This is a genomic window from Janthinobacterium sp. Ant5-2-1, from assembly GCF_001445815.1.
GTDB classification, from domain to species: Bacteria; Pseudomonadota; Gammaproteobacteria; order Burkholderiales; family Burkholderiaceae_D; genus Janthinobacterium; species Janthinobacterium lividum_E.
Genome location: NZ_LNCE01000069.1, coordinates 1 through 20071, shown reverse-complemented (window position 1 = coordinate 20071; position 20071 = coordinate 1). Strand labels below are relative to the sequence as shown.

General features: G+C 62.6%; 21 protein-coding genes. 9 read left to right on the top strand and 12 right to left on the bottom strand.

Features of this window, described 5'->3' with window-relative positions:
* Positions 1-44: 44 nt before the first annotated feature.
* The 5 genes from ASN89_RS21355 to ASN89_RS21335 all read right to left on the bottom strand — a co-directional run bounded on the left by ASN89_RS21355 (position 45) and on the right by ASN89_RS21335 (position 5334).
* A complete protein-coding gene (locus tag ASN89_RS21355; protein ID WP_152988643.1) occupies positions 45-530 on the bottom strand; it encodes a hypothetical protein in 486 nt (161 codons plus the stop codon).
* Positions 527-2350, bottom strand: a complete 1824-nt coding sequence (gene recQ, locus ASN89_RS21350; protein ID WP_046684441.1) for a DNA helicase RecQ — start codon at positions 2348-2350, stop codon at positions 527-529. Before recQ ends, ASN89_RS21355 begins: the two co-directional genes overlap by 4 nt.
* A gap of 6 nt (positions 2351-2356) precedes the next feature.
* A complete protein-coding gene (locus ASN89_RS21345) occupies positions 2357-3202 on the bottom strand; it encodes an undecaprenyl-diphosphate phosphatase (RefSeq protein ID WP_046684440.1) in 846 nt (281 codons plus the stop codon).
* Positions 3203-3382: 180 nt separating this feature from the next.
* The gene (locus tag ASN89_RS21340; RefSeq protein ID WP_058050688.1) at positions 3383-4531 is read right to left on the bottom strand and encodes an MFS transporter; all 1149 of its coding nucleotides are present in this window, start codon (positions 4529-4531) and stop codon (positions 3383-3385) included.
* A gap of 32 nt (positions 4532-4563) precedes the next feature.
* Entirely contained in the window at positions 4564-5334 is a 771-nt protein-coding gene (locus tag ASN89_RS21335) for a DeoR/GlpR family DNA-binding transcription regulator (RefSeq protein WP_058050687.1), read from the bottom strand.
* Between the two features lie 228 nt (positions 5335-5562).
* On the opposite strand from ASN89_RS21335, the gene ASN89_RS21330 reads away from it, so the two are divergent.
* Entirely contained in the window at positions 5563-6546 is a 984-nt protein-coding gene (locus tag ASN89_RS21330) for a DUF5655 domain-containing protein (RefSeq protein ID WP_058050692.1), read from the top strand.
* Between the two features lie 27 nt (positions 6547-6573).
* Here the strand turns inward: ASN89_RS21330 and ASN89_RS21325 are convergent, their stop codons facing one another.
* Complete coding sequence (locus ASN89_RS21325) at positions 6574-6846, bottom strand: YkgJ family cysteine cluster protein (RefSeq protein ID WP_058050686.1); 273 nt, start codon at positions 6844-6846, stop codon at positions 6574-6576.
* A gap of 70 nt (positions 6847-6916) precedes the next feature.
* Positions 6917-7786, bottom strand: coding sequence for a head GIN domain-containing protein (locus tag ASN89_RS21320; RefSeq protein ID WP_058050685.1), 870 nt, complete (start codon positions 7784-7786; stop codon positions 6917-6919).
* 296 nt (positions 7787-8082) lie between these two features.
* On the opposite strand from ASN89_RS21320, the gene ASN89_RS21315 reads away from it, so the two are divergent.
* The 4 genes from ASN89_RS21315 to ASN89_RS21300 all read left to right on the top strand — a co-directional run bounded on the left by ASN89_RS21315 (position 8083) and on the right by ASN89_RS21300 (position 11534).
* A complete protein-coding gene (locus ASN89_RS21315; RefSeq protein WP_058050684.1) occupies positions 8083-8733 on the top strand; it encodes a TetR/AcrR family transcriptional regulator in 651 nt (216 codons plus the stop codon).
* Positions 8734-8902: 169 nt separating this feature from the next.
* Complete coding sequence (locus tag ASN89_RS21310; RefSeq protein WP_046684434.1) at positions 8903-9553, top strand: protein-L-isoaspartate O-methyltransferase family protein; 651 nt, start codon at positions 8903-8905, stop codon at positions 9551-9553.
* Positions 9554-9566: 13 nt separating this feature from the next.
* Complete coding sequence (locus tag ASN89_RS21305; protein WP_058050683.1) at positions 9567-9890, top strand: rhodanese-like domain-containing protein; 324 nt, start codon at positions 9567-9569, stop codon at positions 9888-9890.
* Between the two features lie 303 nt (positions 9891-10193).
* Complete coding sequence (locus ASN89_RS21300) at positions 10194-11534, top strand: TolC family outer membrane protein (protein WP_046684433.1); 1341 nt, start codon at positions 10194-10196, stop codon at positions 11532-11534.
* Between the two features lie 71 nt (positions 11535-11605).
* Here the strand turns inward: ASN89_RS21300 and ASN89_RS21295 are convergent, their stop codons facing one another.
* Positions 11606-12073, bottom strand: a complete 468-nt coding sequence (locus tag ASN89_RS21295; RefSeq protein ID WP_058050691.1) for a DMT family transporter — start codon at positions 12071-12073, stop codon at positions 11606-11608.
* A gap of 92 nt (positions 12074-12165) precedes the next feature.
* Between ASN89_RS21295 and ASN89_RS21290 the strand changes: the two genes are divergently transcribed.
* The gene (locus ASN89_RS21290; protein WP_058050682.1) at positions 12166-13071 is read left to right on the top strand and encodes a LysR substrate-binding domain-containing protein; all 906 of its coding nucleotides are present in this window, start codon (positions 12166-12168) and stop codon (positions 13069-13071) included.
* 4 nt (positions 13072-13075) lie between these two features.
* On the opposite strand, the gene gloA is transcribed toward ASN89_RS21290, so the two are convergent.
* The 4 genes from gloA to ASN89_RS21270 all read right to left on the bottom strand — a co-directional run bounded on the left by gloA (position 13076) and on the right by ASN89_RS21270 (position 15742).
* A complete protein-coding gene (gene gloA / locus ASN89_RS21285; RefSeq protein ID WP_058050681.1) occupies positions 13076-13483 on the bottom strand; it encodes a lactoylglutathione lyase in 408 nt (135 codons plus the stop codon).
* A 114-nt stretch (positions 13484-13597) separates the two neighbouring features.
* The gene (locus ASN89_RS21280) at positions 13598-14020 is read right to left on the bottom strand and encodes an OsmC family protein (protein WP_035828320.1); all 423 of its coding nucleotides are present in this window, start codon (positions 14018-14020) and stop codon (positions 13598-13600) included.
* Between the two features lie 105 nt (positions 14021-14125).
* Positions 14126-15436 (bottom strand): PQQ-dependent sugar dehydrogenase, encoded by a 1311-nt coding sequence (locus ASN89_RS21275; RefSeq protein ID WP_058050680.1) that lies wholly within the window; start codon positions 15434-15436, stop codon positions 14126-14128.
* 39 nt (positions 15437-15475) lie between these two features.
* Entirely contained in the window at positions 15476-15742 is a 267-nt protein-coding gene (locus ASN89_RS21270) for a hypothetical protein (protein WP_058050679.1), read from the bottom strand.
* A gap of 262 nt (positions 15743-16004) precedes the next feature.
* On the opposite strand from ASN89_RS21270, the gene ASN89_RS21265 reads away from it, so the two are divergent.
* The 3 genes from ASN89_RS21265 to hemH all read left to right on the top strand — a co-directional run bounded on the left by ASN89_RS21265 (position 16005) and on the right by hemH (position 19950).
* Positions 16005-16976 (top strand): NAD kinase, encoded by a 972-nt coding sequence (locus tag ASN89_RS21265; RefSeq protein ID WP_235194145.1) that lies wholly within the window; start codon positions 16005-16007, stop codon positions 16974-16976.
* A 47-nt stretch (positions 16977-17023) separates the two neighbouring features.
* The gene (recN, locus tag ASN89_RS21260; protein WP_058050678.1) at positions 17024-18691 is read left to right on the top strand and encodes a DNA repair protein RecN; all 1668 of its coding nucleotides are present in this window, start codon (positions 17024-17026) and stop codon (positions 18689-18691) included.
* A gap of 149 nt (positions 18692-18840) precedes the next feature.
* Positions 18841-19950, top strand: coding sequence for a ferrochelatase (gene hemH / locus ASN89_RS21255; protein ID WP_058050677.1), 1110 nt, complete (start codon positions 18841-18843; stop codon positions 19948-19950).
* The last annotated feature ends 121 nt before the right edge of the window (positions 19951-20071 follow it).

Sequence of the window (20071 nt, the reverse complement as noted above, 5' to 3'; positions counted from 1 at the left end):
CGCGGGACCGTTCTCTTGTCAAGGGCAAACGCAAGGTGCAGTGCTCAGGGCGTATCAGCCGATGCCGCCGGCTGGTACAGGGCGGCGGGCAGGCCGAAGAAGGACGGCGGGCCCAGGGTCGTGCCATCGAGCGAGCCGCCCGCGTTCAAGGCCTTGTTGATGGCCGACAGCAGGGAGCTGCGGTCGGCCAGATTTTGTATCAGCGCGCGCGGGCCGTTGTGGAAGGTGTGCTGGGCGATATCGGCGGCGACGACAAAGATCGGCTCGCGGCGCAGGGGGAACTCCACCCATTCGCCGTCCTCGTCCTGCGCGCAGAACGTGTCGGGCAAGGTCATGTTTTCGGCGCCGGGAAGGTGCGACGCCAGCACCAGGCCGAACGCTTCCGGCACCACGTCGGCCAGGCGGCGCACGGTGAGGTCGTCCTGCACCAGGGCACGGACTTGCGCTTCCACCGCGTCGTCGGCATCGGGCTGGGCGCCGAGGATTTTCACGGCCTGATAAATCAGGTCGGACGAGAGTGCTTCCATCAAATCATCTCCAGAATCATGGCGACGATTTCGTCGCCGTACGAGGCCAGTTTTTTCTCGCCCACGCCGCTCACGCCGCGCATCTGCTCGAGCGACGTAGGCTTGGCCTTGGCGATTTCGCGCAGGGTGGCGTCGACGAAAATCACGTAGGCGGGCACATTGTGCGTGCGCGCCGTCTCCACGCGCCACCAGCGCAGCTTGTCGAAGATCGCCTGTTCGCTGGTGGACAAATCCGTCTCGACATAGCCTTTCGCCACGCTGGTGCTGCGCTTGCTGGTTTTCACCGGTTTCTGGTACTGGCGCAGCTGCACCTTCTGGCCGCCCTTGAGCACGGGACGCGAGGCGTCCGTCAGTTTCAGCGAACTGTATTGTTCATGGTCGACCGAGACGAGGCCCAGCGCGATGGCCTGGCGCAGGATCGATTTCCATTCCGCTTCGCCCAGGTCCGAGCCGATGCCAAACACCGACAAGGAATCGTGGTGCCAGGTCTTGATGCGTTCCGATTCCACGCCGCGCAGCACGTCGATCACGTGGCCGCCGGCGAAGCGCTGGTCGACGCGGTAGATGGCCGACAGCAGTTTTTGCACGGGCACCGTGCCGTCGAACGACACGGGCGGTACCAGACAGGTGTCGCAATTGCCGCACGGCGAAGCCGGTTCGCCGAAGTATTCGAGCAAGCGCATGCGGCGGCAGCTGAGCGTTTCGCACAGGCCCAGCATGGCGTCGAGTTTGACGCCCAGCACGCGCTTGAAGGTGTCGTCCGCTTCCGATTCGTCGATCATGCGCCGTTGCAGCACCACGTCCTGCAAGCCGTACGCCATCCAGGCGTTGGCGGCCATGCCGTCGCGGCCCGCGCGCCCCGTTTCCTGGTAATAGCCCTCGATGCTTTTCGGCAGATCCAGATGCGCGACGAAGCGCACGTCGGGCTTGTCGATGCCCATGCCGAAGGCGATGGTGGCCACCATGACGATGTTTTCTTCGCGCAGGAAACGCGCCTGGTTGGCGCTGCGCTTGGCGTACTCCATGCCGGCGTGATACGGCAGGGCGCGGATGCCGCTCTGGTTCAGAAATTCCGCCGTCTCTTCGACCTTTTTGCGTGACAGGCAGTAGACGATGCCGCAGTCGCCTGCGTGTTCCGTGTTGATGAAGTCGAGCAGCTGCTTGCGGCCATTCGCCTTTTCCACGATCTGGTAGCGGATGTTCGGGCGGTCGAACGACGAGACGAACTGGCGCGCGTCTTCCAGCTGCAAACGCAGGGCGATTTCGGCGCGCGTTTGCGGGTCGGCCGTGGCCGTGAGCGCGATGCGCGGCACGTCCGGGAACTGCTCGTGCAGCACCGACAGCTTGATGTATTCGGGACGGAAGTCATGGCCCCACTGGGCCACGCAATGGGCTTCGTCGATGGCGAACAGGGAGATCTTCGAGGCCTGGAACAGGTCCAGGCAACGCTGCGTCATCAGGCGCTCGGGCGCCACGTAGACGACGTCGATGCCGCCCGTGCGCACCAGGCGCTCGATGCGGCTCGCTTCTTCGTAGGTTTGCGTGGAATTGAGGAAGGCGGCGCGCACGCCGACTTCGGCCAAAGCGTCCACCTGGTCCTGCATCAGCGCGATCAGCGGCGAGACGACGACGCCGACACCGTCGCGCAGCAGCGCGGGAATCTGATAGCACAGCGACTTGCCGCCGCCCGTGGGCATCAGCACCAGCGCGTCGCCGCCATGGCTGACGTGGTCGACGATGTCGGCTTGCTGGCCGCGGAAGGCCGGGTAGCCGAAAACGGTTTGCAGCAGGTGCAGCGCGCGCTGGTTAAGATCTTGATTCATAGTGCCTTATTCTGCCCAAACAACCCAGCCGTAGTGGGCGCTGGCCAACACCAGCAAGCCGAACACAATGCGGTACCAGGCAAAAAACGTGAAGTCGTGCGAGCTGATATAGCGCAGCAGCCAGCGCACGCACAGGAAGGCGGAGATGAAGGCGGACACGGTACCCAGGCCGAACAGCGGCACGTCGGTGGCGGACAGGATGTCGCGCGCCTTGTACAGAGAATAGGCGGTGGCCGCCAGCAGGGTCGGGATGGCCAGGAAGAACGAGAATTCGGTGGCCGTCTTGCGCGACAGGCCCAGCAGCATGCCGCCGATGATGGTCGAGCCGGAACGGCTGGTGCCGGGGATCAGCGCGAACGCCTGCGCGCAGCCCACTTTCAGGGCGTCGAACGGCGTCATTTCATCGACCGAGTTGACGCGTACGGTGACGGGATTGGTGCGCGCGCGGCGCTCCACCAGCAAAATCACGATGCCGCCGATGATGAAGGCCATGGCCACTGGCACGGGCTTGAACAGCGCATGCTTTATCATCTTGCCAATCGCCAGGCCGATGATGGCCAGCGGCAGGAAGGCGATGGCCACGTTGAGCACGAACTTGCGCGACTTCGCTTCGCTGCCGAAGGTGGTCAGCACGCTGCCGATGCGCTGGCGGTATTCCCAGCACACGGCCAGGATGGCGCCGGCCTGGATGGCGATCTCGAAGACATCCATGACTTCTTTCGAGACATCCTTGGTAAAGTCGAGCAGGCTGCCGGCCAGGATCAGATGTCCCGTGGACGAAATCGGCAAGAATTCGGTAAAACCTTCGACCAGCCCCATGATGATGGCTTTTAACGCAAGAATGAGATCCATAGATGTATAAAAGAGTATAGGTACGGGTATAAGTACGGGTATAAGTGACAGGATGGGGTGAGCGTGCTGCGCCCGCAAAGTGCGCGGGGTCGAAGCTTACCATGCCGGAGGCCCGGCTAGCCGATTTGGGCGCTGGCGGACAGCGGTTTTTTGCCGCTGCCAGCCAGGCAAGGGGAGGGGTCAGGAAGCCTGTTTTGCCGGCGCCACCAGGCGCGCGCTGGCCGCCACCAGCAGCAGGGCGGCGCCCAGCATGGCGAAGGCGATATTCAGGCTGGTGGCGTGCGCCACGAAGCCGATCACGGCCGGACCGGCCAGGATGCCCGCATAGCCGATGGTGGTGATGGCCGCCACCGCCAGGCTGGCCGGCATGGCATGTTGCTGGCCCGCCGCCGTAAACAGGATGGGCACGATGTTCGCCGCGCCCAGGCCGATCAGCACGAACCCAAGCATGGCCAGGCTGGCATGCGGCGCCAGCACGGCCAGGAAGAAGCCTGCCGCCGCGCACAGGCCGCCAAAAGTAAGCACCCGCTTGCCGCCAAAGCGGCTGACCACCTTGTCACCCGTGAAGCGTCCCACCGTCATGGCGATGGCGAAGGCGGCGTAACCGAGGCCGCCCCTGGCTTCTTCCACGCCGCGCGTGGTGGTGAGGAACAGGGCGCTCCAGTCGAGGATGGCGCCTTCGGCCAGGAAGACGATAAAGCACAGCAAGCCGATGAAAATGACGGCGCCATGCGGCATGACGAACAGCGGCGTCTTTTCGCCGGAAGCGGACGCCGTCGGCAGCAGATGGCCTTGCGCCGCGCCCAGCACGCCGCACAGCAGCAACATCACCACCACGCAGGACCAGGCCGGCGTCAGTCCCAGCCACAGCAGCAGGGCCATGCAGGCCGCGCCGGCGAAGCCGCCCACGCTGAACAGGGCATGAAAGCCCGACATCATGGCGCCGCCGTTGGCCTTTTCGATGATCACGGCCTGGATATTGATGGCCACGTCGAATGTGCCCATGGCCGCGCCAAATACCAGCAGCACCAGACCCAGCTGCAGCGGCGTGGCTGCCAGCGCCAGGCCGGGCAGCACGGCGGTCAGCAGCAGGCCGGCGCCGACGATGACCTTGCGGCAGCCGAAGCGTGCCGTGAGCATGCCCGTAAACGGCATCGCGCACAGCGAACCGGCGCCCAGGCACAGCAGCAAAATGCCGAGGGTCGCTTCATCGAGGCCCAGGCGCGACTTGGCGTAGGGAACCAGCGGGGCCCAGGCGGCCATGCCGAGGCCGGCGGCGAAAAAGACCAGGCGCGTGGCGCGTTGTTGCAGGGTGCCGGTGAGATGCATGGGGAAGCTTTTCAAGAGTCGGGTGGATAAAATCAGGCGTGGGCGCGCAACACTTGCACGCCCAGCCGTTCAAAGGCGGCCACATGGACCGCATCGGCATCGGCTTCCAGCACCAGGTGCTGCAGCAAGCCCGTGGCCAGCACGCCGAAGGGCGCGGCCGTGCCCAGCTTGTCGCTGGTGACGGCCACGACGACCGCCTTGCTGGCGCCTGCGATGCTGCGCTTGAACTCGGCCTCGTCGTAGTTGAACGCCGTCACGCCCGCGTCGGCATCGGCGCCGCAAGCGCCGAGGAAACACAGGTCGGGATGCATGCGTTCGACGGTGCGCAGCGCCTGCGGCCCCAGGCTGGCGCCGGCACGGCGGTCGACCCTGCCGCCAGCCATGATCAGTTCGATTTCCGGGCGTTCCATCAGCACCATGGCGATCGATGGCGCGTTGGTGATGACAGTGAGCGCCAATTGTGGCAAGGCGCTGGCGATGGCCAGGTTGGTCGAGCCCGCATCAAGAAACAGCACCTGCCCTGTGCGTACGAGGGACACGGCCGCCTGCGCCAGGCGCGCCTTGCGTTCGGGCGCTTCCTGCTTGCGCTGCGTCAAGGTCCCGCCGTCGGGCGCCAGCGGCAGTGCGCCGCCATACACGCGCTGGCACAGGCCGGCCGCCGCCATCTCGCGCAGGTCGCGGCGTATCGTATCTTCGGAAACGTCGAGCTGGCGCGCCAGGTCCAGCGCCAGCACGCGACCATCGGCCTGCAATTGTTGCTGGATCAGCGCATGGCGTTGTTTGAGGAGCAGGGTGGCGGACATGTTGAACTTATAAACGTGCAGGAATGTGCATGAATATACGCAAACGTGCAAAATGCGTCAACGTTTACTTGATGCAGGCATCGTGCTCGAGATAGGCTTAGGCAGGAACCGCCCACGGCAGCCCTGTCGCAATGAATTTGCAAAAAAGATAAATTTACGTTTATGCTCTTCGCCGATAGCGTGATGCACCTTGGTGTTTGCTTACCGAGGAATAAGGGAAACAGACGGATGAGCGACATTAAACTTTTCAAGTTGGCCCATGGCCAAGCCCAGGAACTGCAAGGTAGCGCATCGGACCTGGAAAAACCATTGCAGACCTTGATTGAGGCAAACCTCGATACTTTGCTGAGCATCCGTTTTCTGGCGAGCGAGTATTCGACCGGCAAGACGCATGCTGGCCGCATCGATTCCCTTGGATTGGATGAGAACAATTGCCCGGTCATTCTTGAGTACAAACGGTCGGTTGGTGAAAATGTGATCAATCAAGGTTTGTACTACCTGGACTGGCTGATGGACCATCAGGCAGACTTTAAACTGCTGGTCCTCGACAAGCTGGGCAAGCTGGCATCGGAGGCCATCGATTGGAGCGCGCCGCGGGTGATTTGCATTGCGGCTGATTTTACCAAGTTTGATAGCCATGCCATCCAGCAGATAGGCAGGACGATCGAACTTATTCGCTATCGCCGATTTGCAGAGGACCTGCTGCTGCTTGAGTCCGCAAGCGCCGGCATGGATCCGGCAACAAAGAAAGGCCCCGCCAAGCGGCAGACATCGGCGCTAGCCAGGTTGGAAACAATGGCGGCTGTGCCCGCAAATGGGGGCACGAACAAGCCGACCGGACCAGACAAGGCATTTGTGGAAATACTGGCAGGTTTGTCGGAGTCCATGCGTCAGTTGCTGGCCTCGCTAGAGGATTACACGATGTCGCTGGGGGATGACGTTGAGCGTAAAGAACTGCGCTTGTACTTGGCTTTCAAACGGCTGAAGAACTTTGCGACGGTGGTGATACACAAGAAGAATTGTCTCGTGCTGTACTTGCACATCGACCCGGCGCCCGTATTGCACGTCCTGCCAAAAGCGCGCGACGTGACCGCCATCGGGCATTGGGGTACGGGTAACCTGGAGATCAGCATCAGCACGATCGCCGAACTTGATGCTGCAAAGCCGTTTATTTTTGCCGCGTATGCAGGTCGGAATAGCGTGAAAACGTAGCCTATGGTGGCCTGTGCGTCTAGCCGCTCAGGGCGCCGTCAGCCGTTCAAGCTCGTCCAGCCAGCGGATGGCGTGTTCCCGGCTGTCGCCGCACATGTCCTCGGATGGCTGCAAGCCGCCGCAAAACGCGGGCCGCTCCGGCTGGCCGAAAATCCTGCAACGGTTGTCGTCAGCCAGCTGCACGCAGCGCACGCCCGCAGGTTTTCCATTCGGCATGCCGGGAATCGGGCTGGTGATGGACGGTGCGGTGCAGCAGGCGCCGCACGAGGGACGGCATGCCAGGGTGGCGGATGGTGACATGGGATTTCAGGCGGGCGGGTGAGGAGCCGACAGTATAGCAAGCCTGCTCCCTTGCGTTGCCAGCGCCCGCTTAGCGCACGATGCTGACGCGCTTGCCCGACAGGGTGCGGCGGGCCGGATCGCCATGCACGGTGATGCGGCCGGAACCGCTGGCGCGGGCGTTGACTTCGTTCTGGACGGTGACATCGACGTCGCCGGAACCGTTGCTCGCCAGATAGGCAACGTCGCTGCGCAGGGCGGCCAGGTTGATATCGCCCGAGCCATTCACGTTGGCGTCGAGGCGTTGCACGGCGCCGCTGGCGCTGATGCTGCCCGAGCCGTTGACGGCCACGTTGATGCGTTCGCCGCGCACGTTGCCCAGCTGGATGTTGCCGGAACCGTTCTGCACCGCGTCCGTGTTGCCGCTGGCGAGGGCCGCCGCGTTGATGCTGCCGGAACCATTGTTGGCCACGTCGAAGCGTCCCACCGTGCCCGACAGTTCGCTTTTCATCGAACCGCGTTGTTCCAGGGTGAAATCTTCGCCATTGAAACCGCTGGCCACCAGGCGGCCCGAGCCGGAAATGTTGATCTTCTTCAATTGCGGCGTCGTATAGATGACGTGGATGCCATTGCTGCTGCGAATGTTCGTATCGCTCCAGATGCGCAGGGTATTGCCGCTCACTTCGCTATGGATGCGCGGCTGCAGATTGCTGTCCGCTTCGATCACCAGCGATGTGGCCGGCCCGACGCGCACGTCGATCTTGATGTCGATGCGTTTCATGCTGTCGATGTCGAGCACATTGATGTGACTGACCTGGCGCACGTCGCGGCTCACTTGCTCGTTGCCCTGGATGGCATTGCTGTTTGAATCCGCGTAGCGCACTTCGCCATCGTTGGGGTTGATGACGATGGCGCAACCGCCAAGGGCAACGGCACAGCACAGGGCCAGCAAGGTACGCATGGTGTTTCCTTTATGATTGTTTTAGTTTGGGAAAAGAAAAAGCCGGCTGCCGCGCCGCGGCTGCCGTGCTGTCGATGGCAAGGTAGCAAATCCGACACGCTTGCTGAGTGGAAATGCGATGAACTGCGCAAAATGGGGGCTGAAACGTATTCTGGTCCACCCGGCGCCGAAGGCCCGGCGCCGGCACGGAGGGTACAATGCCTGTGTTCGGCGTGCCGGGCGGTGCCCCGCGCTTGACCTTGGCGGTAGACAGGACTACTATTAATGACTCAAAAGTAAGTTACTTGGAAACATACATGCAAGCCCCGATTGATACCAAGCCCCGCTGGGAGCGGCGCAAGGATGCCCGCCCGCAGGAATTGCTCGCCGCCGCCCTCGACCTGTTTGTCGAACGGGGCTTCGCATCGACGCGCCTGGAGGATGTGGCCAAGCGGGCTGGCGTGTCGAAAGGCACCTTGTACCTGTACTTCGAGAATAAACAGGAGCTGTTCAAGGCAGTGGTGCGCGACAATATCGTGCAATCGATCGGCGAGGCGGAAGACAGCATGGCCGCGTCGGACAGCAGCAGTGCCGAGTTGTTGCGCAAGGTGATGATGCAGTGGTGGGAAGAATTCGGCGCCACCAAGCTGGCCGGTTTGACCAAGCTGATGCTGGCCGAAGCAAACAATTTCCCGGAACTGGCGCAGTTTTACAACGAAGAAGTCGTCACGCGCGGCAATGGACTGATCGTCAGTCTGCTGGAACGGGGCATGCAGCGCGGCGAATTCCGCCAAGTCGATCCCGTGCTGGTCAGCACCATCCTCAGCGCGCCCGTCACCATGCTCATGATGTGGACGCATTCCTTCCTGCCGTGCGAAGTCAAGAATATCGATCCGATCGCCTACATGGATGCGTTTATCGACATGAGTTTGCGCAGCCTGCAGGCGGAGACGCCCGAGAAAAGCTGACCCGCCGTGCTCGCTACTACCGTTCAGTTGCCCCTTTTCCAAGGTTCGCCCCCCCAAATCTGCAGATCGTCGCAAATTTCCTCCATTCCCCGCCTTTATGGTTAACATGTGCTTTCAGCCAGTTCAACGATAAAATGGCGGATTATTACTTCACTTACCGAGTCCAAAGATGAATATCGAACAAGCCCGCTTCAATATGATCGAACAGCAAATCCGTCCGTGGGACGTACTGGATATCGACGTGCTGGAGCTGTTGAACGTGGTCAAGCGTGAAGATTTCGTGCCGGCTGCCTATAAAAACCTGGCCTTCGTCGATACCGAAATTCCACTGGGCGGCGGCGAATGCATGTTGACGCCGAAGCTGGAAGCGCGCATTTTGCAAGACGTAGCCGTCAAGAAGCATGAAAATGTGCTGGAAATCGGTACCGGCAGCGGCTACATGGCCGCGTTGCTGGCGCACAAGGCGCGCCATGTGACGAGCGTGGAAATCGTTCCCCAATTGAAAACCCTGGCTGAGCAGAACCTGGCCGCCAACGGCGTGACGAACGTCACCGTGGAACTGGGCGACGGCGCCCAAGGCTGGAGCAAGGGTGCGCCGTACGACGTGATCGTGGTGTCCGGCGCCTTGGCCGTGCTGCCGGAAGCGCTGTTGCAACAAGTGAAAGTCGGCGGCCGCATCCTGGCCATCATCGGCGAAGCGCCGATCATGTCGGCGCACCTGATCACGCGCAGCTCGGACAAGGCTTACGACACGCGCAAGCTGTTTGAAACCAATGTCACGCCGCTGCAAGCCGTTGCACCGTCGCATTTCCAGTTCTGAGGCGACCGATTCGATGGAGCATTTGAGTGCACCGCAGTTGGCCGCCTGGCTGGCTGACCCTTCCCGACCGCGTCCGTTCCTGCTGGACGTGCGGGAACAGTGGGAGTTCGACCTGTGCCACCTCGAGGGTGCCACCCTGATGCAGATGAACTCGATTCCTGCGCGCATCGATGACCTCGATGAAGACGCCGAGATCGTCTGCATCTGCCATCACGGCATGCGCAGCATGCAAGTGGCGGCCTTCCTGGAGCGCAATGGTTTTGGCAAGATCAGTAATTTGACGGGCGGCGTGCATGCCTGGGCGCTGCAAGTCGACAGCGCAATGCCTAAATACTAAGAGCCTATCCCAGTAGATGAATACATCTCCTGCTGGCGCCCCTCAGAAGCGGGGACTGCGTTGATCGTCGTTGCGTGGCTCGCCACGCGTCCTCCTCACGCCTTGTCCGCGCTCCTGATGAACTGCCAACAGAAGACGCTCCCTACTGGGATAGGTTCTAAGTTACTTTTTCAGTAGATGCACCCAGGCATGTTTTCCTGCATGCCTGCGGAGGCCTGTACCCCGCTCATCCGGCGGGCGCAAGGCAAGCGGTAGCAGATTTTTGATTCCATCAACTTTTGACGACTCCAACGGAGAAATGCAATGCGGAAACCCCTTATCGCCGTGCTGATGACCAGCGCCTTTGTCTCGATGACATGCTCGCTGCAAGCGCAGGCGGCCGATCTCATCCAGGTGTACCAGCAGGCGCTGGCCAATGACGCGCAATATGCGAGCGCGCGCGCGGCCCTGTCGGCCGGGATGGAGCGGGTTCCGCAGGGGCTGGCAGGCTTGCTGCCGCAAGTGTCGGCTTCGGGCAGCAATACGCGCGGCAATCAGGAGCAGATCGCCCAGAACAATGGCGGCAACAAGATCACCTCGCCGTCCGTGAATGTGCGCACGAACAGCTATAACTTGACCCTGGCGCAACCGCTGTTCCGCTGGGACCGTTGGGAAACCTATCAGCAAAGCAAGCTGGCGCAAGCGATTGCCGAGGCGCAATTTGCACAGGTGCAGCAAGATCTGATCACGCGCGTGGCGCAGGCGTATTTCGACGTGCTGAGCGCGCAGGACAACCTGGGCGCCACGCAGGCGCAAAAAGTGGCCACGACGGAGCAGCTGGCATCGGCCAAGCGCAACTTCGAAGTGGGCACGCAAACGATTACCGACACGCACGAAGCGCAAGCGGCGTACGATTTGGTGGTGGCGCAGGAATTTGCCGCCATCAATGACCTGGCCAACAAGCGCAGCGCCCTGCAAACCATCATCGGCGAGGCGCCAACGTCGCTGGCGCCGATGCGCACGGGCGTGGTCATCAGCGCGCCGGAACCGGCCGCCGTCGAACCATGGGTGAGCTCGGCGGAAGAGCAGAATTTCGGCGTCGTCACGGCCCAGTTCAACGTGGAATCGGCCAAGCGCGACATCGGCCGCAACCGCGCCGGTCACTATCCGACCTTGGACCTGATCGCCAACACGGGCCATAGCTACACCTCGGGTGGCGGCAATGGCAGCGGCAATAACAACAACGCCATCGGCGTGCAGTGGAGCATCCCGATCTTCAGCGGCTTTGCCGTCACCAGCAAGGTGCGCGAATCGATCGCGCTGGAAAACAAGGCCCGCAACGACCTGGAATCGGCACGCCGCGCGGCATCGCAAGGCGCGCGCCAGGCGTTCCTGGGCGTCAACAGCGGCCTGGCGCAAGTCAAGGCGCTGGAAGCGGCGGAAGTGTCGAGCAAGTCGGCCCTGGAGTCGAACCAGCTCGGTTATCAAGTGGGCGTGCGCATCAATATCGACGTCTTGAATGCACAGAAACAACTGTTCTCGACGCAAAAAGACCTGTCGAAAGCCCGTTACGACACTATCATGAACGGCTTGCGCCTGAAGGCGGCGGCCGGCACGTTGAAGGAAACGGATTTGATGCCAGTGAATGCCTTGCTCGATAAATAATCTTTTTCTGCAGGTTCAAATGAAAACCAGCACCGGCGACGGCGCTGGTTTTTTTTCGTCCTGATCTATTTTCACGCGGCGCGGCTGTTGGCTACTTGCGTGAGGATCACACCAGCGACCACCAGCCCCGCACCGGCCCAATGCAGCGGAGAAATATGCTTGACGGCAAAGCCCAGCAAACCGTAGCGGTCGATGGCCAGCGCGGCCAGCATCTGTCCGCCGATGACGGCCGCCATGAAGGGGCCGGAACCCATGCGCGGCGCCAGCATCAGCGCGGCCGTAATATAAAACACGCCGGCCGCGCCGCCCAGCCAGGACCAGCTCGGTCCACGCATGGCGAGACCGACATCGGGCGCAGGCACCCGCCAGACCAGCATCACCAGCGAGGCGAGCACGGCGCTGACGGCCAGCGAGGCGAGCGTGGCCCACAGCGGGTGGCCCAGGTTGCGGCCCAGCGCGGCATTCGCGCCGGCCTGGAAGGGGACGACGGCGCCGGCCAGCATGGCCAGCGGGGCAAATACGGTAATCCATCCATGCATGTGCGACTCCATCACGTTGAGTTGATGGAGTCATCGTATTATGCTGTCATCATTAAATCCAATTCGTATTTTGTCAGCAAACTATGCACCAAATGAATAATCTGCGGGCCGTCGATTTGAACTTGCTGGTGATCCTGGAAGCGCTGCTCAGCGAGCGCCACTTGTCGCGCGCGGCCGAGCGCTTGCACATGAGCCAGCCTGCCGTCAGCCATGCGCTGGCCCGCTTGCGCCATCTGCTCGGCGATCCGCTGCTGCTGCGCGGCAAGGGCGGCTTCCAGCCCACGGCGCGCGCTTTGGAGCTGGCGCGGCCGCTGGCCGAAGCCCTGCAAAGCGTGCGCTCCGTGCTCGGCGGCACCGTCTTCGAGGCGGCCACGGCGCAGCGCGTGTTTCGCCTGGCCATGTCGGATTACGGCGCGGCGCTGATCTTGCCGCGTTTGTTGCGGCGTCTACGCGTGGATGCGCCCGGCATCGACCTGACCATCAGCTATGCCAGCCGACCAGCTGTGATCGCTGGCATGCTGGATGGCGAGATCGATCTGGCGCTGGGCGTGTTCCCGCAATTGCCCGAGCAGTTACACCGTGACACCTTATTCGAGGAAACATTCGTGTGCGCGCTCGATCCGGCCAGCCTGGCGTCCGGTGAAATGCTGAGCCTGGAAACCTATCTGGCGCGCCCGCATGTGCTGGTAGCGTCCAGCGAGGGTGGCATGGCGGCCGAAGTCGATGCGGCCTTGGCCCAGTTGGGCCAGACGCGGCGCATCGCCGTGCGTGTGCCGTACTGGACGGTCGCACCGGAGGTCGTGAGGGGGACGGACTTGATCCTGACAGTGGCGCAGCGCGCCTTGCAGGGAAGCGTGGCGCAGGGGCTGGCGCTGTATGCCGCGCCATTTGCCATCGCGCCGTTTTCGTTTGAAACGATACGGCACCGCCGCACGGACGGCGATGCGGGCATCGCCTGGCTGCGCGCGGCCATTGCACAGGCCGCCGAGCCAGACTGAGTCACTACAAGCCGCCGCCCTGGCCGTCGAACTTGCGTTCGATCAATTCGATCTTGTAGCCGTCCGGATCGGTGATGAAGGCGATGACCGTGTTGCCGCCTTTGACGGGACCCGGTTCGCGCGTGACGTTGCCGCCATTTGCCCGTGCCGCGTTGCAAGCGGCGACGATGTCGTCGGCCGAGATGGCGATGTGGCCATACGCCGTGCCCAGCTCGTAACTGGTGGTGCCATAGTTATACGTCAGTTCCAGTTCCGCGTGGTCGGGATTCGATCCATAGCCGACGAAGGCCAGGGTGTACTGGTATTCCGGATTGTCGCTGGTGCGCAGCAATTTCATGCCCAGGACCTTGGTGTAAAAATCGATGGAGCGCTGCAGGTCGCCGACCCGTAACATGGTGTGCAAAATACGCATCGTAAATCCTTGATGGTGATAGGGGAATGGCAGGATTTTATGCGTTTTACGGCTTTCTTGCCGAGACCGCCCCTGCCGCCCGGTGATGGAACAGCAGCGGACGGCGTGCCTGCATTACTCCAGATGGGCGTCCAGGGTGATTTCCGTGGCCAGCAACTTCGATACGGGGCAACCGAGCTTGGCGCGCAGGGCCGCGTCCTGGAACGCTTCGTCGGTGGCGCCGGGAATGGTGGCCACCAGGGTCAGGTGCACGGCCGTGATGGCATAGCTGCCATCGATTTTTTCCAGGCTGACGTCGGCCGTGGTTTTCAGGGCCGTGGCGCGCAGGCCCGCCTCGCCCAGCTGGCCGGACAGGGCCATGGTGAAGCAGGCGGCATGGGCTGCGCCGATCAATTCTTCCGGATTGCTGCCGGGACCGTCTTCGAAGCGCGTGTTGAAGCCGTATGCCACATTGTCGAGCGCGCCGCTTTGGGTGGAAATAAACCCTTTGCCATCTTTAAGGCCGCCACTCCAGACGGCTGATCCTGTTTTTTTCATGATGTACTCCTTGCGTGGTTCGAACGTCCATCATGCGCGAGCCTCCTTTGCCCTTCCGTTCGTTGCGCCACACAGGGGGCGCATGCGTGACGCAGGTGTGGCCGCTCACGGCGCCGGCGTCACGCGCCAGATGACATTGCCCACGTCGTCCGCCACCAGCAGCGCGCCCGCCTTGTCGACGGCCACGCCGACGGGGCGTCCCTGCGCCTTGCCATTGCTGTCGAGGAAGCCGCTGACGACGTCCTGTGGCGGCCCGCTGGGCACGCCATTGGCGAAGGGCACGTAAATGACTTTATAGCCGCTGAAAGGCTTGCGGTTCCACGAGCCATGCTGGCTGACGAAGGCGCCACCCCGGTAGCGTTCGGGCAGCAAGGCGCCGTCATAAAACGCCAGGCCCAGCGAGGCCGTGTGCGCACCCAGCGCGTAGTCGGGCGCGATGGCGGTGGCCACCAGTTCGGGGCGCGGCGGCTTGACCCGCGCATCGACGTGCTGGCCGAAGTAACTGTAGGGCCAGCCATAGAAGGCGCCGTCCTTGACGGAGGTCATGTAGTCGGGCACCAGGTCGTTGCCCAGCTCGTCGCGCTCATTGACGGCCGTCCAGAGTGCCCCGCTGTGGGGTTGCCAGGCCAGGCCGACAGGGTTGCGCAAACCCGTCGCATACACGCGTGCCTTGCCCGTCGCGCGCGTGAATTGCCAGATGGCGGCGCGGCCATCTTCAGCCGACAGGCCATTCTCGCCCACGTTGCTGTTCGAGCCGACGGTAACATATAAAAACTTGCCATCTGGGCTGGCGATGACGTTCTTGGTCCAGTGGTGATTGATGGGCCCGCCCGGCAAATCCATCACTTTGACGCCGGGCGCCGTGATGGCCGTCTGGCCTTCCTTGTAGGGAAAACGCAGCAGCGCATCGGCATTGGCGACATACAGCTCGTTGCCGACCAGGGCCATGCCAAATGGCGAATTCAGTCCTTGCAGGAACACGCTGCGCGTTTGCGCCACGCCGTTGCTATCGATGCCGCGCAGCAGGGTGATGCGGTTGGCGCTGGGCGTGGCGGCGCCTGCTTTTTTCATCTGCATCTGCATGATGGCGCCCTTGATGCCTTTGTTATCGTCGGGCTTCGGCGGCGCATTTGTTTCCGCCACCAGCACGTCGCCATTCGGCAGCACGTATAGCCAGCGTGGATGGTCGAGGTCGCGCGCATACGCATGGATGGCCAGGCCGGCCGCGACCACGGGGCGCTGCGTGGCCGACCAGCGCTGCACCGGGGCCACGTTGACGGTGGGAATCAGTTGCTTGTCCGGCGTGGGCAGGGCGGGTTGCGGGCCGAAGCCCACGGGCATGGCGGGCGCCTGGGCGTGGGCGATGGGTGCGCCGCAGACAGCGGCCAGCAGCAACGAACAGACGTAACGGTGCATGGCGTACTCCGGAAAAATAGCGGTGCCTGACAGTTCGATTCAGCGCGCCTTTTTTGGTTCCAGTTGCGGGTCAGGACGCGCTTGCTGGGGCGCGGTGGGCTTGACCTTTTCCACGCCGGGCTGGGCGCGGCGGTCCGTATCGACCAGGCCCTGTTCCAGGTCGCTGGCCGCCTGCTCCATGATTTTGCGCGGCCGCACGTTTTGCGCATCGGGCGATTCGTCGCGCTCGTGCGGCAGACGGTCGACGCCGTCATTCTTGACCTTTTCATCGGTATTGATCTTGCGTTCGCTATGCTGGGTAACCATATGGCCTCCTGACAGTAAAAGTGACGTGAAATCAGTGTCCTGCCGCGGCAGGCCCTCTGCAAGCGGATTTGTCCATGCAGGGAGCGCTGGCGCACGCATGGACGATTCTTTTTCTGCGCTACACTGCGTGCAACACCAAGAACGCCCCTTGCGGGCACACGGCAGCCGCACTATACTGTGAATATATACAGTATCATGCGATGCCGGCGTGCGACGCGACAACCTGGGGCGGCTTGCCACCGAATTCACTACCGAGACTCTTATGCCCGTCGATAATCACGCCGAACAGCGCGCCGAACAGCCAGCCGCGACCTTGCCAGCCCCGGGCGAGCGCTTCAACCTGGGCGCCAAGACTATCGCCCTGGTCGTGCGCCAGAATACGGATGGCATTGCCGAACCCGTCAAAAGCATCGTCGATTTCCTGCAAGTGCTGGGCCACACGGTGGTCTTCGAAGCAGAGACGGCCGCGCACCTGAACCTGGCGTTTCCCGGCGTGCGCGCCATGTCGCCGGCCGAGATCGGCGCCGCCGCCGATTGCGCCATCGTCATGGGCGGCGACGGCACCATGCTGGGTATTGCACGCCAACTGGCGCCATTCGACGTCCCCTTGATCGGCATCAATCAAGGACGTCTGGGTTTCATGACCGATATCCCGCTCGAGCGCATGCTGCCCGTGCTGGCGCAAATTCTCGGCGGCCGCTTCAAGGCCGAGCGCCGCACCTTGCTCGAAGGCAGCGTGTTGCGCGACGGCGAGTCGATTCACGTGGGCATGGCCGTCAACGATGTCGTCGTCTCGCGCGGCGCCGGCGCCGGCATGGCCGAATTGCGCGTCGAGGTCGATGGCCACTTCATGTACAACCAGCGTTCCGATGGCTTGATCATTTCCACGCCGACGGGCTCGACCGCGTACTCGCTGTCGGCCGGCGGCCCATTGCTGCACCCGACCCTGGGCGGCATCGTGCTCGTGCCGATCGCCCCGCATGCGCTGTCGAACCGCCCCATCGTCCTGCCTGACTCCAGCCAGATCGTCGTGGAAATCGTGCGCGGGCGCGATATCAGCGTCAATTTCGACATGCAGACCTTTGCCAGCCTGGTGCAGCAAGACCGCATCCTCATCCGCCGTTCGCCGCACACGATTACCTTCCTGCATCCGGAAGGGTGGAGTTACTACAACACCCTGCGTGAAAAATTGCACTGGAATGAGTACCCGTCGGGCGAGGGCAAGCTCAGCTAACTTTTTCTCCACCTCAACCCGCGGTGCGCCGCCCAACCACAGAAGCCATGCTCCATACACTGTCCATTCGCGATTTTGTCATTGTCGATACCATTGAACTGGAATTTTCCGCCGGCTTCAGCGTGCTGACGGGCGAGACGGGCGCCGGCAAGTCCATCCTTATCGATGCGCTGACCCTGGCGCTGGGCGGGCGCGGCGACGCCAGCGTGGTGCGCGAAGGCGCGGCCAAGGCCGACATCACGGCCGACTTTTCCGTCAGCGAGGTGGCGCAAGCGTGGCTGGTGGCGCATGAGTTCGCCAACGACGATGGCGGCGCCCTGTTGCGCCGCGTGATCGACAATGCGGGCCGCTCGAAAGCGTATATCAACGGCATCCCCGCCACGGCCGCGCAGTTGCGCGAACTCGGTGACATGCTGGTCGACATCCACGGCCAGCACGCGCACCAGTCCCTGCTGAAAAGCGAAGCGCAGCGCGCCTTGCTTGACGGCCAGGCGACGGCGCGCGAAGCGGGCGCGGAGCAGGATGCGCGGCAAGTGGCGGCCCTGCACAAGCGCTGGCGCGCCCTCGTGCGCCAGCGCGAAGAATTCGAAACCAACGCCGCCAACGTGCTGTACGAGCGCGAACGCCTGGAGTGGCAAGTGGGAGAGCTGGAAAAACTGGCCGCCAAGCCCGGCGAGTGGACGGAGATCACGAACGAGCACAGCCGCCTGTCGCACGCGGCCAGCCTGCTGGAAGGGGCGCAGGAAGCCTTGTCCCTCATTTCCGAGTCGGAAGACCATCCGATCGTGTCGCAACTGTCGGCCCTGAACCAGAAGCTGGGCAAGCTGGTCTCCGTCGATGCGGAATTGCAACCGATTGTCGACCTGATCGAATCGTCGCGCATCCAGCTGCAGGAATCCGTGTACGCGCTGAACAATTACCTGGACCGGGTGGAACTGGACCCGGAGCGCCTGCACCAGCTCGACGCGCGCATGGAAGCCATGCACAGCACGGCGCGCAAGTTCCGCGTCACGCCGGAAGAGTTGCCCGAGGAACACGCGAAGCTGTCGGAAAAGCTGCAGCACCTGGCCGACGCTTCCGACATCGAAGGCTTGCTGCGCCAGGAAGCGAAGATCGAGGCGGAGTACCGCGCCGTGGCCGAGAGACTGTCCGCCACGCGCCGCGCGGCCGCCCTGGAGCTGGGGCAAGCCGTCACGCGCGCCATGCAGGAACTGAGCATGACGGGCGGCAGCTTCGAGATTGCTCTCCATCCTTGCGAGCCGGCCGCCCACGGCCTCGAGCAAGTGGAATTTCTCGTCGCTGGCCACGCGGGCACGGCCCCACGCTCCCTGGCGAAAGTCGCGTCCGGCGGCGAACTGGCGCGCATCGCGCTGGCCATTTCCGTCATCACCTCGCACGCCACCACCACGCCGACCTTGATCTTCGACGAGGTCGACAGCGGCATCGGCGGCGCCGTCGCCGAAGTTGTCGGGCGTCTGCTGAAACGCCTGGGGCAGGGACGGCAAGTGCTGTGCGTGACCCACTTGCCGCAAGTGGCCAGCCAGGCCAATCAGCATTTTCAGGTGGCAAAAAGCACCCTGGACAATGGCAAGACGGCCTCGCGCATCGACATGCTCGACGCCAAGGCCAGGGTGGAAGAAGTGGCGCGCATGCTGGGCGGCCTGGAAATCACGGCCACCACGCGCAAGCATGCGCGTGAACTGCTCGCGATTTGAACGCGGCTTAAATCCGGGGGCAGACCCCCGGATGCGTTAGCGCTGAGCTTGACGTTAGCGGCATTGAGGGTCCGACCCCAACACTTCGCTATTAACTCAATGCAACTATAATAACTGGCTAATCCATCCAACGCCTTCGAAGAGCCTTCATGTCATTTCAAACAGAACCGCCGTACACGCATGGCAGCATCGACCGCAGCGCCGTGGTGCTCGTCAACCTGGGCACGCCCGATGCGCCGACGTCGTCAGCCGTGCGGCGCTACCTGAAGCAATTCTTGTCGGACCCGCGCGTGGTGGAAATTCCCCGCATCGTCTGGTGGTTCATCCTGAACCTGATCATCTTGCCGTTCCGTTCCGGCCAGTCGGCCAAGAAATACGCATCGATCTGGACGCGCGAAGGTTCGCCCCTGAAAGTGCATACGCAAAAGCAGGCGAAGTTGCTGGCCGGCGCGCTGGCCGAGCGGGGCCATGACGGCGTGACGGTGGCCATGGCCATGCGCTACGGTTCACCTTCCTTGCCTGACGTGCTGGCCCAGCTGAAAAGCGAAGGCTGCGAGCGCATCGCCATCCTGCCGGCCTATCCCCAATACTCGGGCACGACGACGGGTTCCATCTACGATGCCGTGTTTGCCCATTACGCCAGCGTGCGCAGTGTGCCGGAATTGCGTTTTATCAAGCAATATCACGAGCACGACACGTATATCGACGCTTTGCGCGATTCGGTGCTGAATCATTGGGAAGCGCATGGCCGTCCGGAAAAACTGGTGATGAGTTTTCACGGCGTGCCCAAGCGTACCTTGCTGCTGGGCGACCCATACCACTGCCAATGCCTGAAAACGGCGCGCCTGCTGGCGGAAAAGTTGAAATTAACTAAAGAGCAATACGTGGTGACCTTCCAGTCGCGCTTTGGCAAGGCCGAATGGCTGCAGCCGTACACGGCGCCCACGCTGGTGGCGCTGGCCCAGCAGGGTGTCAAGCGCGTCGATCTGCTGTGCCCGGGTTTTACCAGCGATTGCCTGGAAACCCTGGAAGAGATCGCCATGGAAGCGAAGCATGATTTTGAAACGGCCGGCGGCCAGCAGTTTCATTACATCGCTTGCCTAAACGAAACGCCAGCCTGGATTGCGGGCATGGCGGAAATTGCGGAACAGCACATGATTGGCTGGCCGACGATGAAGACGGCGGCGCAGCGCGAAGCGGACAAGAGAGCGGGCGAGCAGGCGCGCACGGCGGCGTTGGCCTTGGGCGCGACGAACTGACATTACTGAGTTTTTTGCCATCTTGAAGCCGCGCCTGCGCGGCTTTGTCATGTCTGGCGTGGCCAAGTGACTTTCCGAATAGCACCACCGCCAGTGGCGATGGCCGTGGCGGGGGTGGGAG

Bases quoted from the DNA above. Each gene is read 5' to 3' on its own strand.
- gloA (WP_058050681.1), bottom strand. From the start codon at position 13,483: ATGCGTATTTTGCACACCATGTTACGGGTCGGCGACCTGCAGCGCTCC.
- ASN89_RS21330 (WP_058050692.1), top strand. From the start codon at position 5,563: ATGAGCGACATTAAACTTTTCAAGTTGGCCCATGGCCAAGCCCAGGAA.
- ASN89_RS21290 (WP_058050682.1), top strand. From the start codon at position 12,166: ATGAATAATCTGCGGGCCGTCGATTTGAACTTGCTGGTGATCCTGGAA.
- ASN89_RS21340 (WP_058050688.1), bottom strand. From the start codon at position 4,531: ATGCATCTCACCGGCACCCTGCAACAACGCGCCACGCGCCTGGTCTTT.
- ASN89_RS21335 (WP_058050687.1), bottom strand. From the start codon at position 5,334: ATGTCCGCCACCCTGCTCCTCAAACAACGCCATGCGCTGATCCAGCAA.
- ASN89_RS21295 (WP_058050691.1), bottom strand. From the start codon at position 12,073: ATGCATGGATGGATTACCGTATTTGCCCCGCTGGCCATGCTGGCCGGC.
- ASN89_RS21275 (WP_058050680.1), bottom strand. From the start codon at position 15,436: ATGCACCGTTACGTCTGTTCGTTGCTGCTGGCCGCTGTCTGCGGCGCA.
- ASN89_RS21315 (WP_058050684.1), top strand. From the start codon at position 8,083: ATGCAAGCCCCGATTGATACCAAGCCCCGCTGGGAGCGGCGCAAGGAT.
- ASN89_RS21345 (WP_046684440.1), bottom strand. From the start codon at position 3,202: ATGGATCTCATTCTTGCGTTAAAAGCCATCATCATGGGGCTGGTCGAA.
- ASN89_RS21265 (WP_235194145.1), top strand. From the start codon at position 16,005: ATGCCCGTCGATAATCACGCCGAACAGCGCGCCGAACAGCCAGCCGCG.
- recN (WP_058050678.1), top strand. From the start codon at position 17,024: ATGCTCCATACACTGTCCATTCGCGATTTTGTCATTGTCGATACCATT.
- ASN89_RS21305 (WP_058050683.1), top strand. From the start codon at position 9,567: ATGGAGCATTTGAGTGCACCGCAGTTGGCCGCCTGGCTGGCTGACCCT.
- ASN89_RS21320 (WP_058050685.1), bottom strand. From the start codon at position 7,786: ATGCGTACCTTGCTGGCCCTGTGCTGTGCCGTTGCCCTTGGCGGTTGC.
- ASN89_RS21325 (WP_058050686.1), bottom strand. From the start codon at position 6,846: ATGTCACCATCCGCCACCCTGGCATGCCGTCCCTCGTGCGGCGCCTGC.
- ASN89_RS21280 (WP_035828320.1), bottom strand. From the start codon at position 14,020: ATGAAAAAAACAGGATCAGCCGTCTGGAGTGGCGGCCTTAAAGATGGC.
- ASN89_RS21300 (WP_046684433.1), top strand. From the start codon at position 10,194: ATGCGGAAACCCCTTATCGCCGTGCTGATGACCAGCGCCTTTGTCTCG.
- ASN89_RS21270 (WP_058050679.1), bottom strand. From the start codon at position 15,742: ATGGTTACCCAGCATAGCGAACGCAAGATCAATACCGATGAAAAGGTC.
- ASN89_RS21310 (WP_046684434.1), top strand. From the start codon at position 8,903: ATGAATATCGAACAAGCCCGCTTCAATATGATCGAACAGCAAATCCGT.
- hemH (WP_058050677.1), top strand. From the start codon at position 18,841: ATGTCATTTCAAACAGAACCGCCGTACACGCATGGCAGCATCGACCGC.
- recQ (WP_046684441.1), bottom strand. From the start codon at position 2,350: ATGAATCAAGATCTTAACCAGCGCGCGCTGCACCTGCTGCAAACCGTT.